General features: G+C 40.2%; 22 protein-coding genes. 15 read left to right on the forward strand and 7 right to left on the reverse strand.

Annotated features, from left to right (window positions below; all coding sequences use genetic code 11):
- Positions 1-18: 18 nt before the first annotated feature.
- Positions 19-618: a cation diffusion facilitator family transporter gene (locus L5B71_RS06685; RefSeq protein ID WP_265757595.1), complete on the reverse strand. Its 600-nt coding sequence runs from the start codon at positions 616-618 to the stop codon at positions 19-21.
- Positions 619-1,314: 696 nt separating this feature from the next.
- Between L5B71_RS06685 and rppH the strand changes: the two genes are divergently transcribed.
- The 6 genes from rppH (at position 1,315) to L5B71_RS06715 (ending at position 6,663) form a co-directional block, all read left to right on the forward strand.
- Positions 1,315-1,932, forward strand: coding sequence for an RNA pyrophosphohydrolase (gene rppH, locus L5B71_RS06690; RefSeq protein ID WP_265757596.1), 618 nt, complete (start codon positions 1,315-1,317; stop codon positions 1,930-1,932).
- The gene (locus L5B71_RS06695; protein WP_265757597.1) at positions 1,932-2,723 is read left to right on the forward strand and encodes a sulfite exporter TauE/SafE family protein; all 792 of its coding nucleotides are present in this window, start codon (positions 1,932-1,934) and stop codon (positions 2,721-2,723) included. Before rppH ends, L5B71_RS06695 begins: the two co-directional genes overlap by 1 nt.
- A gap of 9 nt (positions 2,724-2,732) precedes the next feature.
- Positions 2,733-3,533, forward strand: coding sequence for a prolipoprotein diacylglyceryl transferase (gene lgt / locus L5B71_RS06700; protein WP_265757598.1), 801 nt, complete (start codon positions 2,733-2,735; stop codon positions 3,531-3,533).
- Positions 3,534-3,545: 12 nt separating this feature from the next.
- Complete coding sequence (locus L5B71_RS06705) at positions 3,546-4,397, forward strand: thymidylate synthase (protein ID WP_265757599.1); 852 nt, start codon at positions 3,546-3,548, stop codon at positions 4,395-4,397.
- A 137-nt stretch (positions 4,398-4,534) separates the two neighbouring features.
- A complete protein-coding gene (tadA, locus tag L5B71_RS06710) occupies positions 4,535-5,041 on the forward strand; it encodes a tRNA adenosine(34) deaminase TadA (RefSeq protein WP_268741556.1) in 507 nt (168 codons plus the stop codon).
- 281 nt (positions 5,042-5,322) lie between these two features.
- Positions 5,323-6,663, forward strand: coding sequence for an anaerobic C4-dicarboxylate transporter (locus L5B71_RS06715; RefSeq protein WP_265757600.1), 1,341 nt, complete (start codon positions 5,323-5,325; stop codon positions 6,661-6,663).
- 104 nt (positions 6,664-6,767) lie between these two features.
- On the opposite strand, the gene typA is transcribed toward L5B71_RS06715, so the two are convergent.
- On the reverse strand, positions 6,768-8,618 hold the full coding sequence (gene typA, locus L5B71_RS06720) for a translational GTPase TypA (RefSeq protein ID WP_265757601.1): 1,851 nt from the start codon (positions 8,616-8,618) through the stop codon (positions 6,768-6,770).
- Between the two features lie 315 nt (positions 8,619-8,933).
- Between typA and glnA the strand changes: the two genes are divergently transcribed.
- The gene (gene glnA, locus L5B71_RS06725; RefSeq protein WP_265757602.1) at positions 8,934-10,352 is read left to right on the forward strand and encodes a glutamate--ammonia ligase; all 1,419 of its coding nucleotides are present in this window, start codon (positions 8,934-8,936) and stop codon (positions 10,350-10,352) included.
- A gap of 96 nt (positions 10,353-10,448) precedes the next feature.
- Here glnA and L5B71_RS06730 read toward each other — a convergent pair whose 3' ends face one another.
- The 4 genes from L5B71_RS06730 to L5B71_RS06745 all read right to left on the reverse strand — a co-directional run bounded on the left by L5B71_RS06730 (position 10,449) and on the right by L5B71_RS06745 (position 16,314).
- Positions 10,449-11,963 carry a DHA2 family efflux MFS transporter permease subunit gene (locus tag L5B71_RS06730; RefSeq protein ID WP_265757603.1) on the reverse strand — a complete coding sequence of 505 codons (1,515 nt, stop codon included), beginning with the start codon at positions 11,961-11,963 and terminating at the stop codon, positions 10,449-10,451.
- A 1-nt stretch (position 11,964) separates the two neighbouring features.
- Positions 11,965-13,131 carry an EmrA/EmrK family multidrug efflux transporter periplasmic adaptor subunit gene (locus L5B71_RS06735; RefSeq protein WP_265757604.1) on the reverse strand — a complete coding sequence of 389 codons (1,167 nt, stop codon included), beginning with the start codon at positions 13,129-13,131 and terminating at the stop codon, positions 11,965-11,967.
- 12 nt (positions 13,132-13,143) lie between these two features.
- Positions 13,144-13,641, reverse strand: coding sequence for a transcriptional repressor MprA (gene mprA / locus L5B71_RS06740; RefSeq protein WP_265757605.1), 498 nt, complete (start codon positions 13,639-13,641; stop codon positions 13,144-13,146).
- A 105-nt stretch (positions 13,642-13,746) separates the two neighbouring features.
- Positions 13,747-16,314 carry a penicillin-binding protein 1A gene (locus tag L5B71_RS06745; RefSeq protein WP_265757606.1) on the reverse strand — a complete coding sequence of 856 codons (2,568 nt, stop codon included), beginning with the start codon at positions 16,312-16,314 and terminating at the stop codon, positions 13,747-13,749.
- Positions 16,315-16,472: 158 nt separating this feature from the next.
- Between L5B71_RS06745 and L5B71_RS06750 the strand changes: the two genes are divergently transcribed.
- The 8 genes from L5B71_RS06750 to L5B71_RS06785 all read left to right on the forward strand — a co-directional run bounded on the left by L5B71_RS06750 (position 16,473) and on the right by L5B71_RS06785 (position 22,831).
- Entirely contained in the window at positions 16,473-17,252 is a 780-nt protein-coding gene (locus L5B71_RS06750) for a competence protein ComA (RefSeq protein ID WP_265757607.1), read from the forward strand.
- Between the two features lie 18 nt (positions 17,253-17,270).
- Entirely contained in the window at positions 17,271-17,786 is a 516-nt protein-coding gene (locus L5B71_RS06755) for a hypothetical protein (protein ID WP_265757608.1), read from the forward strand.
- Positions 17,779-18,309: a hypothetical protein gene (locus L5B71_RS06760; RefSeq protein WP_265757609.1), complete on the forward strand. Its 531-nt coding sequence runs from the start codon at positions 17,779-17,781 to the stop codon at positions 18,307-18,309. Before L5B71_RS06755 ends, L5B71_RS06760 begins: the two co-directional genes overlap by 8 nt.
- Before the next feature lie 10 nt (positions 18,310-18,319).
- Positions 18,320-18,715, forward strand: coding sequence for a hypothetical protein (locus L5B71_RS06765; RefSeq protein ID WP_265757610.1), 396 nt, complete (start codon positions 18,320-18,322; stop codon positions 18,713-18,715).
- Positions 18,716-18,744: 29 nt separating this feature from the next.
- On the forward strand, positions 18,745-20,175 hold the full coding sequence (locus L5B71_RS06770) for a type IV pilus secretin PilQ (protein ID WP_265757611.1): 1,431 nt from the start codon (positions 18,745-18,747) through the stop codon (positions 20,173-20,175).
- A gap of 135 nt (positions 20,176-20,310) precedes the next feature.
- Positions 20,311-20,859 (forward strand): shikimate kinase AroK, encoded by a 549-nt coding sequence (gene aroK / locus L5B71_RS06775; RefSeq protein ID WP_326938251.1) that lies wholly within the window; start codon positions 20,311-20,313, stop codon positions 20,857-20,859.
- Positions 20,860-20,879: 20 nt separating this feature from the next.
- Positions 20,880-21,968, forward strand: a complete 1,089-nt coding sequence (gene aroB / locus L5B71_RS06780; RefSeq protein WP_265757793.1) for a 3-dehydroquinate synthase — start codon at positions 20,880-20,882, stop codon at positions 21,966-21,968.
- A 5-nt stretch (positions 21,969-21,973) separates the two neighbouring features.
- A complete protein-coding gene (locus L5B71_RS06785) occupies positions 21,974-22,831 on the forward strand; it encodes a Dam family site-specific DNA-(adenine-N6)-methyltransferase (protein WP_265757613.1) in 858 nt (285 codons plus the stop codon).
- On the opposite strand, the gene L5B71_RS06790 is transcribed toward L5B71_RS06785, so the two are convergent.
- Positions 22,828-23,142 (reverse strand): DciA family protein, encoded by a 315-nt coding sequence (locus L5B71_RS06790; RefSeq protein ID WP_265757614.1) that lies wholly within the window; start codon positions 23,140-23,142, stop codon positions 22,828-22,830. The two genes, L5B71_RS06785 and L5B71_RS06790, sit on opposite strands and share 4 nt — an antisense overlap.
- Between the last annotated feature and the right edge of the window lie 65 nt (positions 23,143-23,207).

A 23,207-nucleotide genomic window follows, 5' to 3' on the forward strand; every position in this document is an offset into this window, starting at 1 on the left:
CCTTATTAGGAGCATTTTTTAATGAATAGATGTTTTTTGCTTTTGTATGGTCTGCAATATTATGCTCACCCCACTACGCAAAATAAAGATACTTAAAATGGCACTGGCAACAATATCTATCCACTGAATTTGCCACAGCCACGCGCTTATTCCTGCAATGATAGCGATAACAGAGCCAAATAAATCAGCCAGAACGTGTAAATAGGCGGCACGGATATTTAGGTTCTCGTGATCGCTTCTTAGCATTAACCATGCCACAATCATATTGACCAGCAGTCCCACAGTCGCCACGCTTAGCATTGGTAATGCATTAATAGGTAAAGGATTTTGCCAGCGTTCAATGGCTTCCCATAAAATCCAAATCGCGACAATAATTAAAGAAACCGCATTGAGCAGGGCGAAATATTTTTGTGTCTTATGGCTAAAAAACAGAGCGACAAAGGTAAGCAATAAAGAAAGGCTGTCATTTGCCATATGTCCTGCGTCCGCCATTAGGGCTAGGCTGTTGAAATAATAACCGCCGAGAAATTCGATCACCATATAAGCGGTGATAATGGCGAAGCTGAAAGCTAAAATACGTTGATTTTGTGAGCCGTGATCGTGGTGGTGCTGGTGCATAACTGATCCTAAATAAAACTTTGCTAAAACTTTGCCATAGTATAGGTTTAACGGTGGTAAAGGTCAAGTTTTAGAGGCTGTTCTATAAAAAAGCGAGAAAAAAGCACCGCACTTTGATCTTCGATTAATTAATAATCAGTTCTTTTTGAGCCTTTAATTCACAATGTGAAAAAGCTTTTTTATTACGCTATCTTTTTGATTTTTAATAGTTTTATTATTTTTGTTCATTGTGCTTATGGCAAACTTAGCATTTAATTCCCATCTATTCTGTATAAAACCACAATTTTATCCACAGAAATGCTGAATAACTCACAGTTTAGCGGTAAAAGTGCGGTGAAAATCCTGATAAAAATACAGTGTGATTTTTTTCTAGACGGTAATTGAAGTAAAAAAATGCGATCTCGGATCTTGCTTTTAGATCTTGATGAATGGCAAGGATCTGTTTTAACTTATTTTGAAATAAAGGATTTTTTACCCTTATGCACAAATAATTTGATTTTATTCCCGCACTTTTCACAAAGTTATGCACAGCGTTGTGATTTTTATTCAATTTATTAACAGGTAGGAAGATTTTATCTAGTTAAATTCTTATAGAAAAGCACCTTAAAAGCGTGTTTGCGGGTTGTTAAAACCTTGAGTTTATGAAACAATTCACCAATTCAGAATTTAAAATTTTTAAAACTAAGGTGAACGATAGTGATCGATTTCGATGGCTACCGTCCGAATGTAGGAATTGTCATTTGCAACCGTAAAGGTCAGGTTTTGTGGGCGAAACGCTATGGGCAAAACTCGTGGCAATTTCCGCAAGGCGGCATAAACGATAATGAAACGGCTGAGCAGGCGATGTATCGTGAGCTTTTTGAAGAAGTGGGTCTAACCCGCAAAGATGTTAAATTGCTTTATGTATCAAAACAATGGCTGCGCTATAAACTTCCTAAACGCTTATTACGCTACGACAGCAAACCAATGTGCATTGGACAAAAACAACGTTGGTTCTTATTGCAATTAGTTTCGGACGAAAAAGATATTAATATGCAAACAACCAAATCGCCTGAATTTGATGGTTGGCGTTGGGTGAGTTTTTGGTATCCCGTGCGTCAGGTTGTGCCTTTCAAAAAAGAAGTGTACCGCAAGGCAATGAAAGAATTTGCGGCGGTATTATTTAATGGCAAAAATCAGCCAAATTCCTATTCTCAAGAACAGAAGTCTTCGCCAACCCATTCTGCAACAAATACGGCGAACAAACATTCTGGTAAAAAATATCCATCAGGCAAATTCCATAAACGTTCATTTCATCGAACAAGGGGGGCATAATGCTGAGCTTTTTTCTTATTTGTTTAATTGTCGGCTGTGTGGTCGGCTTTTTAGCAGGATTATTTGGCATTGGTGGTGGACTGATTATTGTTCCCGTGTTGGTTTATTTGTTGCCAATGGTTGATGTGCCTAGCGAGCTTTTGATGTCCACGGCATTGGGAACGTCTTTCGCCACCATCGTAGTAACAGGCTTTTCTTCAGCACAACGTCATCACAAGCTCGGTAATATTGTCTGGCCAGCGGTGAAAGTGCTTGCCCCTGTGATTATGGTGACCACCTTTATTTCAGGACTTTTTGTCGGTAATTTAGATAAAAGCGTATCAAGCAAATTATTTGCCTGTTTGGTGGTCTATCTTGCAGTGAAAATGTTGCTTTCGATGAAACCAAAAGAAGTGAAAAAAGCGCTCACCACCACCTCTTCGGTGATTGGTGGCATTTTGATTGGGATTGCCTCCAGCATTGCAGGCATTGGTGGCGGTGGTTTTATTGTGCCATTCTTGAATGCACGTGGTATTGAAATGAAAAAAGCCATTGGTTCATCAGCATTTTGTGGAATGTTGCTTGGGCTTTCAGGAATGCTGAGCTTTATTGTGGGCGGCTGGGGACAAGCAAATATGCCAAGTTATTCATTAGGTTATGTCTATTTACCTGCTGTGGTGGGGATTACGGCAACCTCATTTTTTACTTCAAAACTTGGGGCGAGCACCACAGATAAATTGCCAGTGAGAACCCTAAAACGTTATTTTGCTGTGTTGCTGATCTGCATTGCAATCAATATGCTTATGAAATAAAGGAATTATATGACTTCACAATTTTTAACTTTTCCCCAATTTGATCCGGTGATTTTCCAACTTGGCCCCGTTGCCTTGCGTTGGTATGGATTAATGTATTTAATCGGCTTTGTGTTTGCGCGCTGGCTTGCGGTTCGCCGCGCCAATCAGCCAAATAGTAGTTGGACAACAGAACAAGTGGACAACCTATTATTTAATGGCTTTCTTGGCGTATTTCTTGGGGGACGCATCGGTTATGTGATGTTCTACCAATTTGATTATTTTCTGCAAGATCCAATGTATTTATTCCGCGTGTGGGAAGGGGGAATGTCTTTCCACGGCGGCTTAATTGGTGTGATTTTAGCAATGTTCATTACCGCAAAATTACAACATCGTGGCTTTTGGGCAACGGCTGATTTTGTTGCACCGCTTATTCCTTTTGGCTTAGGAATGGGGCGTATTGGTAACTTTATTAATGATGAACTTTGGGGGCGTGTAACAGACGTGCCTTGGGCGGTGTTGTTCCCTTCTGGCGGTTATTTACCGCGCCATCCTTCGCAACTTTACGAAGCGGTATTAGAGGGCTTGGTGTTATTTATTATCCTTAATCTGTTTATCAAAAAGCCACGTCCAGCAGGATCGGTGGCGGGATTATTTTTAGTCGGCTATGGCACATTCCGTTTTATTATTGAATATTTCCGTGAGCCTGATGCGCAGCTTGGCTTATTCTTCCAACAACACATTTCAATGGGGCAAATTCTTTCATTGCCAATGATTTTGCTCGGTGCGCTGATTATGCTTATGGCTTACAAAAGTGCGGCAAAAAAATAGGGGAAATTTACAATGCGCCAATATTTAGATTTATGCCAAAAGATTATTGATAACGGCACTTGGGTAGAAAATGAACGTACCGGAAAGCGTTGTTTAACCCTAATTAACGCTGATCTTACCTACAATGTGGCAGACAATGAATTTCCGTTAATCACCACGCGAAAAAGCTACTGGAAAGCTGCCATTGCGGAATTTTTAGGCTACATTCGTGGCTATGATAACGCGGCAGATTTTCGCCAGCTTGGCACAAAAACGTGGGACGCCAACGCCAATGAAAATCAGGCTTGGTTGAATAATCCACATCGCAAAGGTACGGACGATATGGGGCGAGTTTACGGCGTACAAGGGCGTGCTTGGCGTAAACCTAACGGCGAAACGCTCGATCAGTTGCGTAAAGTGGTGAATGATTTAACTAAAGGGCTAGACGATCGTGGTGAAATCATCACGTTTTATAATCCAGGCGAAATTGAACTTGCCTGCTTACGCCCTTGTATGCACACACACACCTTTTCTTTGCTAGGCGACACCCTGTATTTAACCAGCTATCAACGTTCTTGTGATGTGCCACTTGGGTTGAATTTTAATCAAATTCAAGTGTTTACTTTCTTAGCATTAATGGCGCAGATTACGGGGAAAAACGCGGGAATGGCGTATCATAAAATCGTCAATGCACATATTTATGAAGATCAACTTGAGCTAATGCAAAATGTGCAACTCAAGCGTGAGCCATTGCCACTGCCGAAGTTAGAAATTAATCCCGACATCAAAACCCTTGAAGATCTGGAAACTTGGGTAACAATGGACGATTTTCAGGTGATTGGCTATGAATCTCATCCTGCGATTAAATACCCTTTCTCGGTGTAAGATAAAAATAGCAAAATGAAAAAATTGCCTCAAAAAGCACCGCACTTTCTTTACCCTATCAACCAATGTATGGCTGATTTTTCACATTCATTCAGCGTATAAGGAAAACAAAAGTGCGGTCGGATTTTGATGAAAAAATGATGCGCTACGCCCTAAGCCTTGCCGATAAAGCAGAAGCCTTGGGGGAAATTCCTGTGGGCGCTGTGTTAGTTGATGAGGAAGGAAACATTGTGGCAGAAGGCTGGAATTTATCTATTATTCAGCACGATCCTACCGCACACGCAGAAATTGTGGCGCTACGCCAAGCGGGGCAAGCGCAACAAAACTACCGCCTGCTCAACACTACGCTGTACGTTACTCTTGAACCTTGTACAATGTGTGCTGGCGCAATTTTGCATAGCCGAATCAAACGATTAGTATTCGGGGCTTATGATCTAAAAACAGGTGCAGTGGGTTCGCGTTTTCATTTTTTTGATGATTATAAGATGAATCATAGCCTTGATATTACCGGTGGCGTATTAGAAGAGCAATGCAGTCAAAAACTGAGCAATTTTTTCCAAAAGCGTCGTGAGCAGAAAAAGCAAAAAAAACTTTTCAAGCGAGAGCTTCAGCAGATAATAAATGAAGAAAATAGTCGTCAATAAATTATAAAAGATGCTCAAATTGAATGAGCATTTTTTCATTTTATCAAAAAAACATACATCCAAGATTATAAAGTGAGGTAATTTTTCTTTATTTTGTTGCAGCAGGAAAGAAAAAGAACAGTCAAGTCATTCATATTTTTAAATTAAAATATGCCTGTGTTTTCGTTAAAATTTGATTTAGATAGCATTTTTGAGAAAAAAATGTTTGCAAAGATTGTAGAAAGCAGTAAATCCAGTATCATAACAAGAACAATTTATATAACTCATTTTAGGGATAGACTATGCTTTACTTAGAATTTTTATTTTTACTTTTAATGCTTTATGTCGGTAGCCGATACGGTGGTATTGGGTTAGGCGTGGTGTCTGGTATTGGCTTGGCAATCGAAGTTCTTGTATTACGTATGCCATTAGGAAAAGCACCGATTGATGTAATGTTAATTATTTTAGCAGTAGTTACTTGTGCTTCTGTACTTGAAGCAGCTGGTGGGCTGAAATTTATGCTACAAGTGGCTGAGAAAGTTTTACGTAATAATCCGAAACGGGTGACATTGCTTGGGCCGCTGGTGACTTATTTGATGACATTTATGTTGGGGACAGGCCATTCAGTTTATTCAATTATGCCGATTATTGGAGATGTTGCACTAAAAAATAAAATTCGCCCTGAGCGGCCGATGGCTGCAGCTTCAGTGGCATCACAGCTCGCTATTACGTCTAGTCCATTGTCTGCTGCGGTTGTGTTTTATCTTGGTCGTATTACTGAGTTGCCTGGTTTCGAACATATAAGTTTACTTGATATTATTTGTGTAACTGTACCCGCGACTTTAGCAGGAACGATTGCATTATCATTGTATAGTATGCGCCGTGGTAAAGAGCTTGAACAAGATCCAGAATATCAACGCCGCTTGGAAGATCCAATTTGGCGTGAGCGTATTTTAAACACGACTAGCACGACGTTGAATGAAACCTTACCTCCTGCAGCGAAACAATCGGTGTATTTATTCTTATTAGCTCTCGTCGTGATTGTCTTAATTGCGATGTTTCCTGAAGTTCGTACAGTCGGTTTAGGGGAAAAAATTAAACCAATTTCAATGTCTTACATCATTCAAATGATGATGCTATGTTTTGGTGGGATTATTTTATTGGTGACTAAAACCAACCCGCAAATCGTGCCAAATGGCGTGGTGTTTAAATCGGGTATGGTAGCAGCGATTGCGATTTTTGGGATTGCGTGGATGAGTGATACTTACTTCAAGTTTGCAATGCCACAGTTTAAAGCAGGCATTACGGAAATGGTTAGCGCTTACCCTTGGACATTTGCATTTGCACTATTTGCCGTCTCGGTGGTGATCAATAGCCAAGCGGCGACTGCGGTAATGATGTTACCTGTAGGAATTGGATTAGGCTTGCCTGCACCATTATTAGTAGGATTAATGCCAGCCACTTACGGTTATTTCTTTATTCCAAATTATCCTTCAGACATTGCGACAGTGAACTTTGACGTAACAGGAACAACTAAAATAGGTAAATACTACTTCAACCACAGCTTTATGGTTCCTGGGTTAATTGGTGTTGTTGTCGCTTGTGCAGTTGGGTACGGTGTTGCAGAAATTGTGATTAGATAATCAATATTATCCTATTAATATAATAAAATGATAAAAAGTGCGGTGGAAATTCGCTAAAAATTTAGCAAAAAACCACCGCACTTTTTTATTAGGAATAATCAGAATTAATGCGTGCTCGTACTGGTTGTAGTACGGTTAGCACGTTTGCGGTCCATTTCAGTGAGTAATTTTTTACGAATACGCACTGAAGTTGGCGTTACTTCCACTAATTCGTCATCATCAATAAATTCAATGGCTTGCTCAAGAGAGAAACGCACTGGCGTGGTTAAAGCGATAGCATCGTCTTTTCCTGAAGCACGCATATTGGTGAGTTTTTTTCCTTGTAAACAGTTTACCGTTAAATCGTTTGAACGGCTGTGAATTCCGATGATTTGCCCCTCATACACTTCTACACCGTGATCGATCATCAGCTTACCACGTTCTTGTAAGCCCCACAGTGCATAAGCAAGGGCTTTACCTGTACCGTTAGAAATCAACACGCCGTTTTTACGTTGACCGATTTCGCCTGGTTTCACATCGTCATAATGGCTGAATGTGGAGTAAAGTAAGCCCGTTCCTGACGTCATTGTCATAAATTCATTACGGAAACCGATTAAACCACGGCTTGGGATAATATATTCTAAACGGGTGCGTCCTTTGCCGTCTGGAATCATATCTTTCACTTCACCTTTACGGATACCCAAGGCTTCCATTACCGCACCTTGATGTTGTTCTTCAATATCAATAGTCACTTGCTCGAATGGCTCTTGTTTGCGACCGTCTTCTTCTTTAAAGATAACTTTCGGGCGCGATACCGCAAGCTCATAACCTTCACGGCGCATATTTTCAATTAGCACAGAAAGGTGCAATTCACCACGACCTGAAACACGGAATTCATCAGGGTTTTGGGTTTCTTCTACACGCAATGCCACATTATGCACAAGCTCTTTGTTTAAGCGCTCTAAAATTTGGCGTGAAGTGACGAATTTTCCTTCTTTACCACAGAATGGAGAGGTGTTTACGCAGAAGAACATCGTTACGGTTGGCTCATCAACACTCAAGGCTGGCAAGGCTTCCACATTATTCACATCACAAATGGTGTCAGAAATATTGAGTTCGCCTAAACCTGTGATCGCCACAATATCACCAGCCTGCGCAAGATCTTCTTCATAACGTTGCAAGCCTAAATGGCCTAACACTTGGCCGATTTTACCGTTGCGTGTTTTGCCTTCGCTATCAATAATGGTTACCGCTTGGTTTGGTTTTACCGTACCACGTTTGATACGACCAATCCCGATTACCCCAACATAGTTACTGTAATCAAGCTGGGAAATTTGCATTTGGAATGGTGCATCAAGCTCCACTTGGGGTGGCTCAACGTGTTGCACAATGGCTTCAAATAATGGGGTCATATCTTGTGCCATATCTTCGTGTTCTAAGCCGGCTACTCCATTTAATGCAGAAGCGTAAATAATTGGAAAGTCGAGTTGTTCGTCTGTTGCACCAAGATTAACGAATAGATCGAATACTTGATCCACCACCCAATCAGGGCGTGCGCCTGGTCTGTCCACTTTGTTAATCACCACGATCGGTTTTAAGCCGTGGGCGAAGGCTTTTTGCGTGACGAAACGGGTTTGTGGCATCGGGCCGTCAAAGGCGTCTACCACTAACAATACGCTATCCACCATAGAAAGCACGCGTTCTACTTCACCACCAAAATCGGCATGTCCAGGGGTGTCTACAATATTTATACGATAATCGTTCCAGTTAATTGCGGTATTTTTTGCAAGAATGGTAATGCCACGTTCTTTCTCAAGATCATTGGAATCCATCACCCGTTCGTCAGCGTCTGCGCGGCTTGCTTCAAGCGTGCCTGACTGTTGCAATAATTTATCAACAAGCGTGGTTTTTCCGTGGTCAACGTGAGCAATAATTGCGATGTTACGCAATTTGTTAATATCAATGGTATCTGTCATTTGAAAAGTCTTTTGTTATCAATAATGATGTTTGAATAATGTGCAATGTTGTTAGCAAGATTACACTAAAAGGTTGCAGATTATACAACGTTTTGCCACATTGAGCTATGAATAATTGGAAATAAGTGCATTTCTATCTTTTGGAGAGAATTTTACAAAGTGCGGTGTAAAAATTCCTAATTTTTTTACCGCACTTGAGCGAAATTAAAATCACGCTCGCCCCTTGAATTTTGCAGGTGATGTGATATTTTAGCCAGCGTGCATTAAGCACACAACATCTCAACTCTAGCAATCATATTTATGAGGATTATCACTATGTCAAATGAAGCGGCCGTTGCCAATGTGTTTAAGTTAATCGAAGAAAATGACATTAAGTTTGTTCTTCTTCGCTTTACCGATATTAAAGGAAAAGAGCACGGCGTATCCTTACCAGTTAGCCTAATTGATGACGATTTATTTGAAGACGGTAAAATGTTTGACGGTTCATCGGTGGAAGGTTGGAAAGCCATTAATAAAGCAGATATGCTGTTAATGCCAATCGCTGAAACTGCCGTAGTAGATCCTTTCGCACAAATCCCAACCTTGTCCATTCGTTGCAGTATTTATGAACCAACCACAATGCAAAGCTATGATCGCGATCCGCGCTCTATTGCGAGCCGAGCAGAAAATTATATGCGTTCAACAGGCATTGCAGACGATGTATTTTTTGGCCCTGAGCCTGAGTTTTTCTTATTTGATGATGTGCGTTTTGGTTCCGCAATGAATGGTAATTCTTATGTTGTCGATGATATTGAAGGCGCGTGGAATACCAACAAAATTTATGAAGGTGGCAACAATGGTTATCGTCCACTCACCAAAGGCGGTTACTGTGCGGTTGCGCCAAATGATACTGCGCACGATATTCGTTCAGAAATGTGCTTATTGCTAGAAGAAATGGGCTTAGTGATTGAAGCTCACCACCACGAAGTGGCAACTGCAGGGCAAAATGAAATTGCCACCAAATTTAACTCGCTCACCTTAAAAGCGGACGAAACGCAAATTTATAAATATGTTGTGCAAAATGTGGCGGCAGAACACGGCAAAACAGCGTGCTTTATGCCAAAACCCATCACTGGCGATAACGGCTCGGGAATGCACTGTAATATGTCGTTAAGCAAAGACGGCAAAAATATTTTCCAAGGGGATAAATACGCAGGGCTTTCTGAAACCGCACTTTACTACATTGGCGGAATCATCAAACACGCCAAAGCATTGAACGCCTTTACTAACCCATCAACCAACTCATACAAACGTTTAGTACCGGGCTTTGAGGCACCTGTATTATTAGCTTATTCAGCAAGTAACCGCTCTGCGTCAATCCGTATTCCAGCGGTAACTAGCCCGAAAGCGATTCGTATTGAAGCGCGTTTCCCTGATCCAATGGCAAACCCATATTTAGCTTTCTCGGCACTATTAATGGCAGGCTTAGATGGTATTGTGAACAAAATTCACCCAGGTGATGCAATGGATAAAAACCTGTATGATTTACCGCCAGAAGAATTAAAAGAAATTCCAGCCGTAGCGGGATCATTGGAAGAAGCGTTAAATGCCTTGGAAAAAGATTATGAGTTTCTAACTCAAGGTGGTGTGTTTAGCAAAGATTTCGTTGATGCTTTCATCGCAATTAAACGTAAAGAAGTAGAACGCTTAAATATGACTCCACACCCAGTGGAATTTGAAATGTATTATGCATAAAAGCGCATAAAATATAACGGAAAAGAAAAAAGAGCGGTTGAAAAATCGCTCTTTTTTTGGAAAAATTTTGCTAATGTTCACCGCACTTAGCATTGATTAATGCCTATTGCCAAAAGGCGGTTTGGCAAACCACACCACAATAAAAAGCAGCATAAACATTATAGCAGACAACCAGAAAATTTCATTCGCGCCGATGATAAATCCTTGTGCGGTAATATTTTGTGCTAAGGACATTGATGTTTGCGTATCATTCAAACCGACTTGCGCCATTGTGTCGTAATAGGCTTGTGCATTGGGGTTATAAGGATTAATCACCTCAGTAAATTGGGTGTGATGCACTGCCTCACGGTTATACCATAAAAAGGTGGTCAGCGATGTGCCGATTGAGCCTGCAAGGGTACGCAGAAAATTAAATAAACTTGAGGCAGACGCCATTTTTTCTGGCGCTAAGCCTGATAGGGTAATAGTGGTGAGTGGCATAAAAAAGCACGCCACGGCAATCCCTTGAACCAGTTGCGGCAAGGCGACATCGGCAAAGGTCATTGCAGGTTCAAAGGTTACAGCACGCCAATGGAAGGTTAGGGCATACACCATAAAGCTGATGGTAACCAAAATACGCATATCAATTTTGTAGCCAAAACGTCCGATGATTGGCGAAAGCAAAATTGGGAATAGACCCACAGGTGCAGCGGCAAGCCCAGCCCAAGTGGCGGTATAGCCGTACACTTGTTGTAACAGTAAAGGAATCAGCACCACCGAGCCGAGATAGATTAAAAACGCAAGGCTGGTACACAGGCAACCAACACTGAAATTGCGTGATTTGAACAGTGAAATATCTACCACAGGATTTTCGTCCGTCAATTCCCAAATAATCAACGCAATTAAGGCGATGGCAGAAACGATAGTGAGTACCACGATTTCAGTGGAATTAAACCAATCCTGCTCGCGCCCTTGATCGAGCATTAATTGCAAACAACCCACGCCTACCACAAGCAGAATTAAGCCGATCATATCAATGGGTTGCTGATAGGTTTTGGTTTCTCGCTTGCCTAAGATTTTCCAACTGAGAAAAATCACACATAGCCCAATCGGCACATTAATAAAGAAAATCCAGCCCCAGTGCAGGTTATCACTAATCAAACCGCCAAGGATAGGGCCAAAAATTGGCGCAACCACCACGGTCATAGACCAAAAGGCCAGTGCCATACTGCGTTTTGCAGGGGGATAATTATTAAGCAATAAACTTTGTGAAAGGGGAATAATCGGCCCTGCTGCTAGCCCTTGGAAAATGCGGCATAAAATCAGCATTCCTAAGCTATGAGAAATACCACATAGCCAAGAAGCCAGTACAAATAATCCTGTGGCGATTAAAAACAAGCGCACTTCGCCAAAACGTTTAGCCAGCCAACCTGTAATGGGGATAGACACCGCATTTGCCACGCCGAATGAGGTAATCACCCAAGTGCCTTGACTGAACGAGGCACCCAAATCCCCTGCAATGGTTGGAATTGCCACATTGGCAATGGTGGAATCTAGCACTTGCATAAAGGTTGCCAAGGATAGGGCAATGGTCATCACCGCAAGGGCTGCACCCTGAATCGGTTTTTGCATTTTATTCACCTGCATTGGCTTGAATAATTTGTTCGGCTAATTGATGAACTGGGCTTAAATCGTAATCTAGCACCTTGGTTTCATATAGCACTTGGTTTGGGCGAGATTCGCGCAGCACCTTGCCTTGCGTGTCTGCCACATTCACTTCCACCGTGGCCGAAAGCCCAATGCGTAACGGATATTTTTCCACTTGTTCAGGATCGAGATCAATGCGCACAGGCACACGTTGCACCACTTTGATCCAGTTTCCTGTGGCATTTTGTGCAGGTAAAAGAGAGAACGCACTGCCTGTTCCCATTGAAATACCGCTGATTTTGCCATCAAATTTCACCTCATCGCCATATAAATCAAAGACTAATTTCACCGGCTGACCAATGCGCATTTTGCCGAGCTGGGTTTCTTTAAAGTTCGCGTCCACCCACATTTGTTGATTGGACACCACCGCCATTAATGGGCTGCCCACCGCAACTTTTTGCCCCACTTGCACATTACGGCGCGCCACATAACCATCAACAGGGCTGACAATTTGACTGCGTTGTAAGTTCAACCAAGCAAGGGTTAAGGCACTCACCGCATTTTTCACCGAAGGCTGCTCCCGCAACGGTAAATCTTTTAATAAGGCTTGATTGGCAGCTAATTGATTTTGCGTAGCTTGCAGATCTGCTTGCGCCATATTCACCGCTTCTCTGGCGTGCTGTAAGGTTTCTTTATCAATGGAGCCGGTTTTGGCTAATTGCTCACGGCGTTGTAAATCGCCTTTGGCTTTATTAAGTGCGGTGTTTTTTGCGCTCAAAATCGATTGAAGCTGTTTCACCGTAAAACCTAGCTGCTCAATTTGACGCACGCTACTCGCTAAATTATCTTGTGCCTGCTGGAAATGCAGTTTGAGATCCGTATCATCAAGTTGCAATAGCACATCGCCTGTGTGGACAAAATCCATATCATCCACATTAATTTTGCTCACATTACCGCTCACTTGAGCTGAAATCATCACTTGGTTGCCTGCTACATAGGCATCTTCCGTTTCTTCATAATTTCGTACAAAGAAAAACCAATACACACTCGTGATAATCGCGATCAGCAATAACATCGTAATGAAATAGCCAAGGGCTTTTTTACGTTTAGCTTTTGGTGAAGCGGGTTTTTTGTAGTCTGTTTGTTCGGTCATTTTATTTACCCATTAAAGATTTTCTAAATTGCTGAGCAGTTTGAGCAATAATTGCTTTAACTGCTGTTGTTCTTGCTTGTTTAACACGGAAAAAATGTCATCGACTTGTTTCCACTGATTTGGCAACAGTTGCTCCAAAAACTGCACACCTTGCGCCGTGAGTTTTAAGGAAAAAGCACGGCGATCGCCCACCACTTCCGTGCGTTCTAACCATTTTCGTTTCACTAATTCATCGGCAATGCGTGTGGCATTGGTTTTAGAATAACCAAAAATCTCACTTAATCTGCTCGGCTGCAAAGAATGATTTGGCTGGCAATACAGCACCACCAACGCCATAAATAGGGTGTCATTGAGCTGATATTTTTTTAATAGCTGATTACGTCTTTCCACATAATGGCTGCTGTTGTGCAACAACAAACGCGCCAACAAAATTTGTTCCACAGGCATTGCTGGATTATTTTTCGCAGACTGACGAATTAACATTTCTTGTTCTGAAAAAGAAATTGGCATAGGTATTATAATAATTAGGTAGAAAGTAAACTGTGTAATAGTAACGTAAGTTACTATTTTAGTCAAAAAATACCGCACTTCAAAGTAAAAGTGCGGTTGGAATTTTTAGAATAATTCTTGCGGTTCTGAACTTGATACACCGCCATTTAATCGGCGTTGTAATTCAGGTGGAACGTAGTAACCTTTTTCTTGTACAAAAGCTCGCTTAGGTTCTGTACCTTTGATAAAGTATTCTTTTCGCCCTCCACCGCTTGAAAGCAAACCAGAGCTTGTGTCAATGCGTTTTTCTACAATATTTTTCGGCAAGGCTAATTGACGTTCAGGCGTGTCTTTCAAACTTGCTTTCATATAAGCAATCCAAGCTGGCATTGCGGTTTGAGCACCAGCTTCACCACGTCCAAGGACGCGTTTATTGTCATCAAAGCCGACATAAACTGCGGTGGTAATGTTCGCTCCAAAGCCTGCATACCAAGCCACCTTTGAATTATTGGTTGTTCCCGTTTTTCCTCCAATATCTTTACGCTTGATTTGATTTGCCATTCGCCAACTCGTACCTTTCCAGCTTAAGCCTGGTTCACCATAAATGGCTGTATTTAAGGCACTACGGATAAGAAATGCCAATTCACCACTAATTACGCGCGGTGCATATTGCACTTGAGCATTGGCCTTTTTATCTTGTGCCATAATATCTACGGCATTTTCATCAAGTTTACTATTTTGTTGATTTAATTCAGGTAAATCATCATTAAGTGTATCATTTTCTTGTTCTTCCTCATCGTTCTCACCTTTTACTAAATTATCGGATGGTGTTAAATCAATATTTTTAAAGCCATCTAATTTTTCGGTTTCCCCATAAATCACAGGAATATCATCACAGGTTACACAAGCAATTTGTGGGTTAGCAACAAACAACTCTTTCCCTGTGTTATCTAGGATTTTTTCGATGAGATAAGGATTCACTAAGAAACCGCCATTATCAAATACCGCGTAAGCTCGAGCCATTTCAAGTGGAGTAAACGAGGCTGCACCTAAGGCAAGCGCTTCGCTTGCAAAATATTGATCTCTCTGGAAGCCAAAACGCTGTAGGAAATCGGCGGTAAAATCAACGCCTGCCATTTGTATCGCTCGGATCGCAATCATATTTTTTGATTGTCCTAAGCCCACACGCAAGCGCATTGGGCCGTCATAACGGTTTGGCGAGTTTTTTGGTGTCCATACTTTTTGCCCTGGCTTTTTGATTACGATAGGGGAATCTTGTAGCACACTTGATAAGGTTAGCCCTTTTTCGATTGCTGCAGCATAAATAAATGGCTTAATTGATGAGCCCACTTGTACTAAAGATTGGGTTGCACGGTTAAACTTGCTTTGTTCAAAGCTAAAGCCCCCCACTAATGCTTCAATCGCACCGTTATCGCTGTTTAATGATACTAATGCGGAATTCACTTCCGGTACTTGGGAAAGCTGCCATTCACCATTATCAAGTTGGCGCAACCAAATTTGCTCACCTACTTTTGGTTGTTTTTTACCCGCCCAGCGCATTGCATTTGGTGTAAGGATTAGGCTATTGCCATCATCTAATAACACTTTTGTACCGGCTTTATTCGTTTCTAGTACCGCCGCAGGTACTAAAGGTGCTGAATTAGGTAATTTTTTTAGGGCATCAATAATTTTATCTTCATCCCAAGCTGTTTCACCTTGCTTCCATAAAATAGCGGCCCCACGATAGCCATGTCGCATATCATAAGCAAGTAAATTATTTCGCACCGCTTTTTGCGCTTCAGCTTGATCGGTGGAAAGTACTGTGGTGTACACTTTAAAACCACTGGTATAGGCGTTTTCTTCCCCAAAACGTTTCACCATTTCTTGACGAACCATTTCAGTTACATAATCAGCTTTAAAATCTAATTGTGCACCGTGATAGCTCGCCACAATAGGTTGATTAATGGCCTCATCATATTCGTCTTGGCTGATATATTTCATCTCTAACATCCGTCCAAGCACTACATTACGGCGTGCAGTAGCGCGTTTAAGCGAATAGAGAGGATTCATTGTGGAAGGGGCTTTTGGCAGGCCTGCGATCACCGCCATTTCTGATAAGGTGAGCTGATCGAGTGATTTTCCAAAATAGGTCTTTGCCGCTGCAGCTACCCCATAGGCACGATAGCCCAAGTAAATCTTATTCAAATAAAGCTCTAGAATTTCATCTTTGCTTAGGGTGTTTTCAATCTCTATAGCCAAAATCGCTTCTTTGGCTTTACGCACAATGTTTTTTTCTGGTGTTAAGAAGAAATTGCGTGCGAGCTGTTGGGTGATAGTACTTGCACCTTGTGAAGCACCGCCTTTCATCACAGCAACACTGATCGCGCGTGCAATTCCAATGGGATCTAAACCGTGGTGATCGTAAAAGCGACTGTCTTCTGTGGCGAGAACCGCCTGAATTAATTTAGGTGGAATTTCATTTAGTTTCATTGGTATGCGGCGCTGTTCGCCTACTTCACCAATGAGCTTGCCATCAGCTGTATAAATTTGCATTGGTTGTTGCAATTCAACTGTTTTTAGGGAATTTACGCTGGGCAGATCAGCTTTGATCTGCGCGTATAAAATAGCTAAAACAATGCTTCCTAGAATAATAAGGGTTAGCAGGCTACTTAATATTAATTTTGCGATCCGCATCGTAAAAAACTCTCTTCATTAGTGCAATTTGAGAAAAAATCAGAAAACTATTTATTCAAAATACTTAGGTTTCTTGAATCGAAGGTTAAGTATAAAGACTAGTTGTTCAAATCGAAAGATAAAAATTCAATTATTCTGAGAAAATTAAGGAAATGAGAATGATTAACATAAAGCGAAGATCTAATCAAAAACTTCAAATTGGCATATGGAAATCAATGGAGGGGTATGATTGCGTGTGCTTTGACTTGCAACATAAAGTGCATTATTTGCATATAGATACTCACCTTGATAGTAATCAAATTTATCAATGGGTGGCTCAGTTTTTCCCCAGTAGCACACTGGAAGAGTTGAGCTTTATCGCTGCAATTGCTCCACAAAATACTTGGATTAAAACGCTCATTTTACCTTATCCTCTCAAACCGAATGAATGCGAACAGCAATGTCGTTTTTTATTATCTAAAGAATTACCTATTCCCTTGAATGAAATTTGGTTTGACTATGTATCAAGTGTATTAAAGCAAGGCTTCAAATTAGATATTTTTGCAATTAAAAAACAAATCGCCAAAGACTATGTAAGCGAATATCAAACTATTTCTATTGATGTATTAGATAGTGCCATTAATAGCATTATTCGTGCATTTGAATATTTGCATCAGAATGAATTAGAAAATGACGCATTATTACTTTATCAAGATGAACAGCAAAGTTTAGCTATTCAGCTTCATTTTCAAGGAATGTATTTTATGCAAAAAATTGATAAAAATTTAACCGCACTTTATCAAGATTTTTGCCAACGTTATAACTTTACGCCGAAAAAAGTTTATGTCTGTAGCCAGTCCCAACAGTTTGAAGATTATCCATCAGATTGGGTGAACATTAATACAGATATACCAATAATCGCCCTTGGTAATGCCCTATGGCAAACAACTTTTTTATAAAAATCAATTTGCTAGTTTATGAGTATTAATTTATTACCTTGGCGCATTGTACTTTTTCAGAAAAAGAGAAAGCAATTTCTTATTTTTTCAAGTATCGCATTTATTATTTCTTTATTGTTAAGTGTAATGCTTAATCAATGGATTGGCAGTGAAAAAGTAATAATAGTTGAACAAAAAGTACAATTACAAAAGCAAGAAAAAGAAAATGCTCAATTAGCGCAAAAATTGATTGTCTTACGAGCCAAATATCAGCCGAAGGAAATTGGGCAAGGGGTGAATTATTCGCAAGTAATTGCGCTTATGCAATGGTTGTCTAACTTACCATTTGAAGAGGGCGAATTGTCTGAATTATCTCTTTCTTCTCAACATTTACACTTAAAAGGGCGGTCGAAAAATCAGAAAGAATTTGATGATATTAAAAACTTTATTCAACAAGCAGAGATTTTTGACCAACAAGAATTAGTCAATTTACAACTTAATAATTCCGCCTTTTGGTTTGAATTTAGTTTACAGCTGAGAGAAAAAAATGAGTGAGATTATTAATCAACCTAATGAATTAATCAGAAAAATTGTATTTTTACCTAGACTCCAACAAATGGCAATTCTAGCTTTTCTGGTGTTATGTGTGCCTATCTATTTAATGGTAAATGGCTTTGCTCTTTTGCAGGAAAAAGCACATATTCAAGATAAAATCTATTTAAAAGGAAAAGAAATTATGCATCAGCAAAATATTATCCAACGGTTAGAAAATATGACTAATCAAAAATTAGGCGATGACATTATTACTAAGACGGCGAAAATTAATACCTTTATTTCTCATTCTAACAGCGAGCAATTAGCAATTTTAACCAGTGAGTGGATCTATTCAAGCTCACCTTTAATAGAGATTAAATTAACAACAGATTATGCCATTTTTTCAGCTTTCTTAAAGCGTCTTTTATCCTCGGATTTTGAATTAAATTTATTAAGTATGAAAATTGAAAAAATAGAACAGGGTGAACATTCCCATTCTATTTCTGCTGAACTATCCTTGCAATTAAAGAGAGAGAATAAATAGGAGAAGTGCGGTGTTAAAAAGGATAATATTTTTTCTTTATTGTTCAATGGTATTAGTAGGTTATGCCAATGATCCCTTTGACCATAAACAGCGTAAGCTAAAAAGTACGGAACAAATGCCTACTGTGCAAAAAACTCAAAATAATTGTTATAAAACAGAAACCATATTGGCTAGCCATATTGATTTTGAACAATTAACTTTAATTGGTGTGATAGAAAATCATCAATATAAACAAGCATTTTTTCTCGATTCAACACAAAAAATTTGGCTATTTTCTGAACGTGATATGTTTACTAAAGATGCGCTAAAACTTGAGATGATTTCCTTAAATAAAGTCAAAATTATTGATGGAACGCATAATAGCGGTGATTGCCGAAATGCAAAAATTATTGAATTAACTTTATAAATGATAGCGTTTAATTATTAGGTGGATAAATGAAATCAGTATTATCTTGGCGTTATTGGCTAAAGTGCGGTGTATTTTTAAGCTGTTTTTTAGTCGTTTCGATGTTCGCATTTAGTGCAGAGAAATTTTCTATATATCTTAAACAAGCGCCTTTGGTTAGCACTCTGCAACAAATTGCTGATCAGCAAAATATCAATTTGGTGATTGATGATGAGCTAGAGGGATCGCTTTCTTTACGCTTGAAAAATGCTGATTGGGAGCAGTTTCTCAACGCGGTAACGAAAATTAAGGGAATTCATTTGCACAAAGAAAATGACATTTATTATCTCAGTAAAGCTTCTCCATTAGCTATGCCAGAACCTCTTGATAATGCACCAACCGAGTTTGTGGATAACACATCTTACGTTAGCGCACCAACCTTACCCACATTATCAACAATGACAATAAAACTGCACTATGCCAAAGCTTCTGAAGTGATGAAAACACTCACTTCTGGCAGCGGTTCGTTGCTTTCAGCAAATGGTAGTATGAGTTTTGACGATCGTAGTAATCTATTGATTATTAAAGAGGAAAAAACAATGCTGAAACAAATTCGGCGTTTGGTTACAGAAATGGATAAGCCCATTGAACAAATCGCGATTGAAGCACGTATTGTGACTATTAGTGATGAAAGTTTGAAAGAACTTGGTGTTCGTTGGGGGATTTTTACGCCAACAGATATAAGCCACAAAGTGAGTGGCAGTCTTAATGCCAATGGCTTTGCAAATATCACTGATAATCTTAACGTAAATTTTGCCGCCACCAATACACCCGCAGGATCGGTGGCATTGCAGATCGCAAAAATTAATGGGCGATTACTTGATTTAGAATTAACCGCCTTGGAGCGAGAAAATAGCGTAGAAATTATAGCCAGCCCAAGTTTGCTTACCACCAATAAGAAAAGTGCGAGCATTAAGCAAGGGACAGAAATCCCCTATGTAGTGAATAATAATAAAAATGATAGCCAGAGCATTGCGTTTCGTGAAGCGGTACTAGGGCTAGAAGTAACGCCACATTTATCCAAAAATAATGGCATTTTATTAGATTTGGTGGTGAGCCAAAATGCTCCTGGTGGGCGTGTGGCTTATGGGGAAAACGAAGTGATCGCCATTGATAAGCAAGAAATTAACACGCAAGTTTTTGCGCAAGATGGGGAAACCATTGTGCTAGGTGGCATCTTTCACGATACCATTACCAAAGCCCTAGATAAAGTGCCTGTGCTCGGTGATATTCCAGTGATTAAACGCTTGTTTAGTAAAGAAGTAGAACGTCATCAAAAACGGGAATTGGTGATTTTCGTCACCCCGCATTTGATCAAAAAAGGGCAACAGGTAGAAAAACAAAGTGCGGTGAAAAATCCGCCAAAAAATTACCGCACTTTGCCAGCTTCTACTAAGATTTCGCATAAATCTGGTAAATAAATCTGTTTTGACGGTTGAAAAAGGTAGGCATTTATTGAGATAATCCCCATTATTTTTTGGGTGATCTTTTAGCAACCATATTTGATTTTATGGTTGTCTTTTTATTTGTCGGAAAGATCAATTATTTTAAATTTTATTAAAGAAGAACAACGAAAAATGGCAGAGAAACGTAATATTTTCTTAGTAGGTCCAATGGGAGCAGGGAAAAGTACTATTGGTCGTCAATTAGCGCAAATGTTAGGAATGGATTTTATTGATACAGATGCAGAAATTGAACAACGTGCTGGCGCTGACATTAGCTGGATTTTTGATGTTGAAGGTGAAGAAGGCTTCCGCAAACGTGAAGAACGTATTATCAATGAATTAACACAAAAACAAGGCATTGTGCTTTCCACAGGTGGCGGTGCGGTGATGTCAAAAGAAAACCGTAATTACCTCTCTGCGCGAGGGATTGTCATCTATTTAGAAACTACGGTGGAAAAACAATTCCAACGAACTCAACGTGATAAAAAACGTCCATTATTGCAAGATGTGGAAGATCCACGTCAAGTGTTAGAAGATCTTTCAAAAATTCGTAATCCGCTTTATCAAGAAGTGGCGGATATTACCTTACCTACGGATGATCAAAGTGCCAAAGTAATGGCGAATCAAATTGTTGATTTAATTGAAAATATCAACGGCTAATTAAGCGAAAGGAAAAAATGATGTTGTGCGTAAATGTTGAATTAAAAGAACGCCGTTATCCTATTTATATCGGTGCAGGCTTGCTTTCTGATCCGAGTGTTTATCCCCTAAAATCAGGCGATAAAGTGATGATTGTGAGCAATCCGACCATTGCACAACATTATCTTGCACAGGTAACGAAAACCTTGACGGAACTGGGTTGTCAGGTTGATCAGGTTTTATTACCTGATGGAGAACAATACAAAAATCTTGAATCGCTCAATCTGATTTTTACCGCCTTATTAGAAAAAAATCACGGCCGTGATACCACCTTAATTGCGCTAGGTGGCGGTGTGATTGGTGATGTAGTGGGTTATGCGGCAGCCAGTTATCAACGTGGTGTGCGTTTTATCCAAATTCCAACCACCTTACTTGCGCAAGTGGATTCTTCTGTGGGGGGAAAAACCGCTGTTAATCACCCCTTGGGTAAAAATATGATTGGTGCGTTTTATCAGCCTTGCACTGTGATTATCGATACGCTCACCTTAAATACCTTGCCAAAACGCGAAGTCAATGCAGGCTTGGCAGAAGTGATTAAATATGGCGCGATTTTAGATTATCCTTTCTTTGAATGGCTAGAACAGCACATTGATGAATTGGTTGCGCTTGAACAAGCGCCGTTACAGCAATGTATCGCTCGTTGTTGCCAAATTAAAGCGGACGTGGTGGCAAGAGATGAAACAGAAAAAGGCGATCGCGCATTGCTTAATTTAGGTCATACTTTTGGCCACGCTATTGAAACCCATTTAGGCTATGGCCAATGGCTACACGGTGAAGCGGTGGCCGCAGGCTCAATGATGGCGGCCGCGCTTTCTGAAATGTTAGGGGATTTATCTGTGCAAGATGTAGGACGTTTAGAAAAGCTCTTTGCGCGTGCTAATTTGCCAACCCTTTCACCAGATACAATGCAACCCGAAGATTATTTACCGCATATGATGCGAGATAAGAAAGTGTTAGCAGGTAAGTTACGTCTTGTGTTGCTAAAATCGCTCGGGCAAGCTTATGTGGCGAGCGATAGCGACAAAGATCTTGTTCTTGCAGCCATTGCACGTTGCACACAAACTGACTGATCTCAATGTATCCTGATGCGACAATTTTCCCACAACAAAAATACCGCCCTTTTTTAAAATGGGCGGGGGGGAAGTTTCGTCTTACCGAGCAAATCAATAAATTATTTCCTAAGAAAAAACAATGCCTTATTGAACCTTTCGTGGGGGCTGGGGCAGTCTTTTTGAATAGCCAATTTGAACGCTATATTTTGGTGGATATTAATGCGGATTTGATCAATCTATTTAACATTGTTAAACAAGATGTCAATTTGTATATTGAAGCAGTGAAAAGCGTCTTTTTTCACCCTGATGCGAATACACCAGACTATTATTACGCACGGCGCGCCCAGTTTAATCAATCCACCAATAATTTTGAGCGTTCCGTGTTGTTTTTGTATCTTAATCGTTTTGGCTTCAATGGATTGTGCCGTTATAACAGCAAAAATGAGTTTAACGTGCCATTTGGACGCTATAAAACCCATTATTTCCCAGAAATTGAGTTACGTTATTTTGCCCATAAAGCGCAAAGTGCGGTGTTTATTTGTGCAGATTTTCACGAAGCCTTTAAATTTGCTGATGAAAATGCGGTGATCTATTGCGATCCGCCTTATGCACCGCTCAAACAAGAAAGCAATTTTACCAGTTATGCAGGCAATGAATTTTCTTTAGATCATCAGCAAGCCTTGGCTGAATTGGCGCACCGCACCGCAACGGAACGACAGATTCCGGTGCTAATTTCTAATCACGATACCAAATTTACCCGTCAAATTTATCAAGGTGCCAAAATTAAACGCTTAAAAGTGCAACGTTCAATCAGCCAAGCTTCGCATAAACGGATTAAGGTGAATGAGCTGATTGCTAGCTTTCACGGGCAAAAAACTTAACGTGGCTGAGTGACTAAGGCAGGATTTACTTTGAATTGAAGTTGCTGAATCTGCGGATTTAAGTCCTGCACTTTGGCCAATAAATCTTTTTCTTTGAATAACAAACCTTGGCGCACCATCGCATTTGCCACTTCAATCACTAAGGTTGTTTCGGAAAAATTAGCAACGCGATAAAAGCCTTTAAATTGATTTGGGAATAATCGTGCTAACTGTTCATTCAGTTGTTGTAATAAAATGCCTTTTTGCATAATTTTGCCTAGGCTGGAATTTTCTAGCACATCTTGTATATTGGTAGGTTTACTGTATCGCATCGCTTGTTTTCTGCTTTTTTGCCCTAATATTACACATCAGAATAAGACATTGTAGTGATTTTCCG

Origin of the sequence: Avibacterium sp. 21-586 (genome assembly GCF_026226775.1) — a bacterium.
Lineage (GTDB): Bacteria > Pseudomonadota > Gammaproteobacteria > Enterobacterales > Pasteurellaceae > Avibacterium.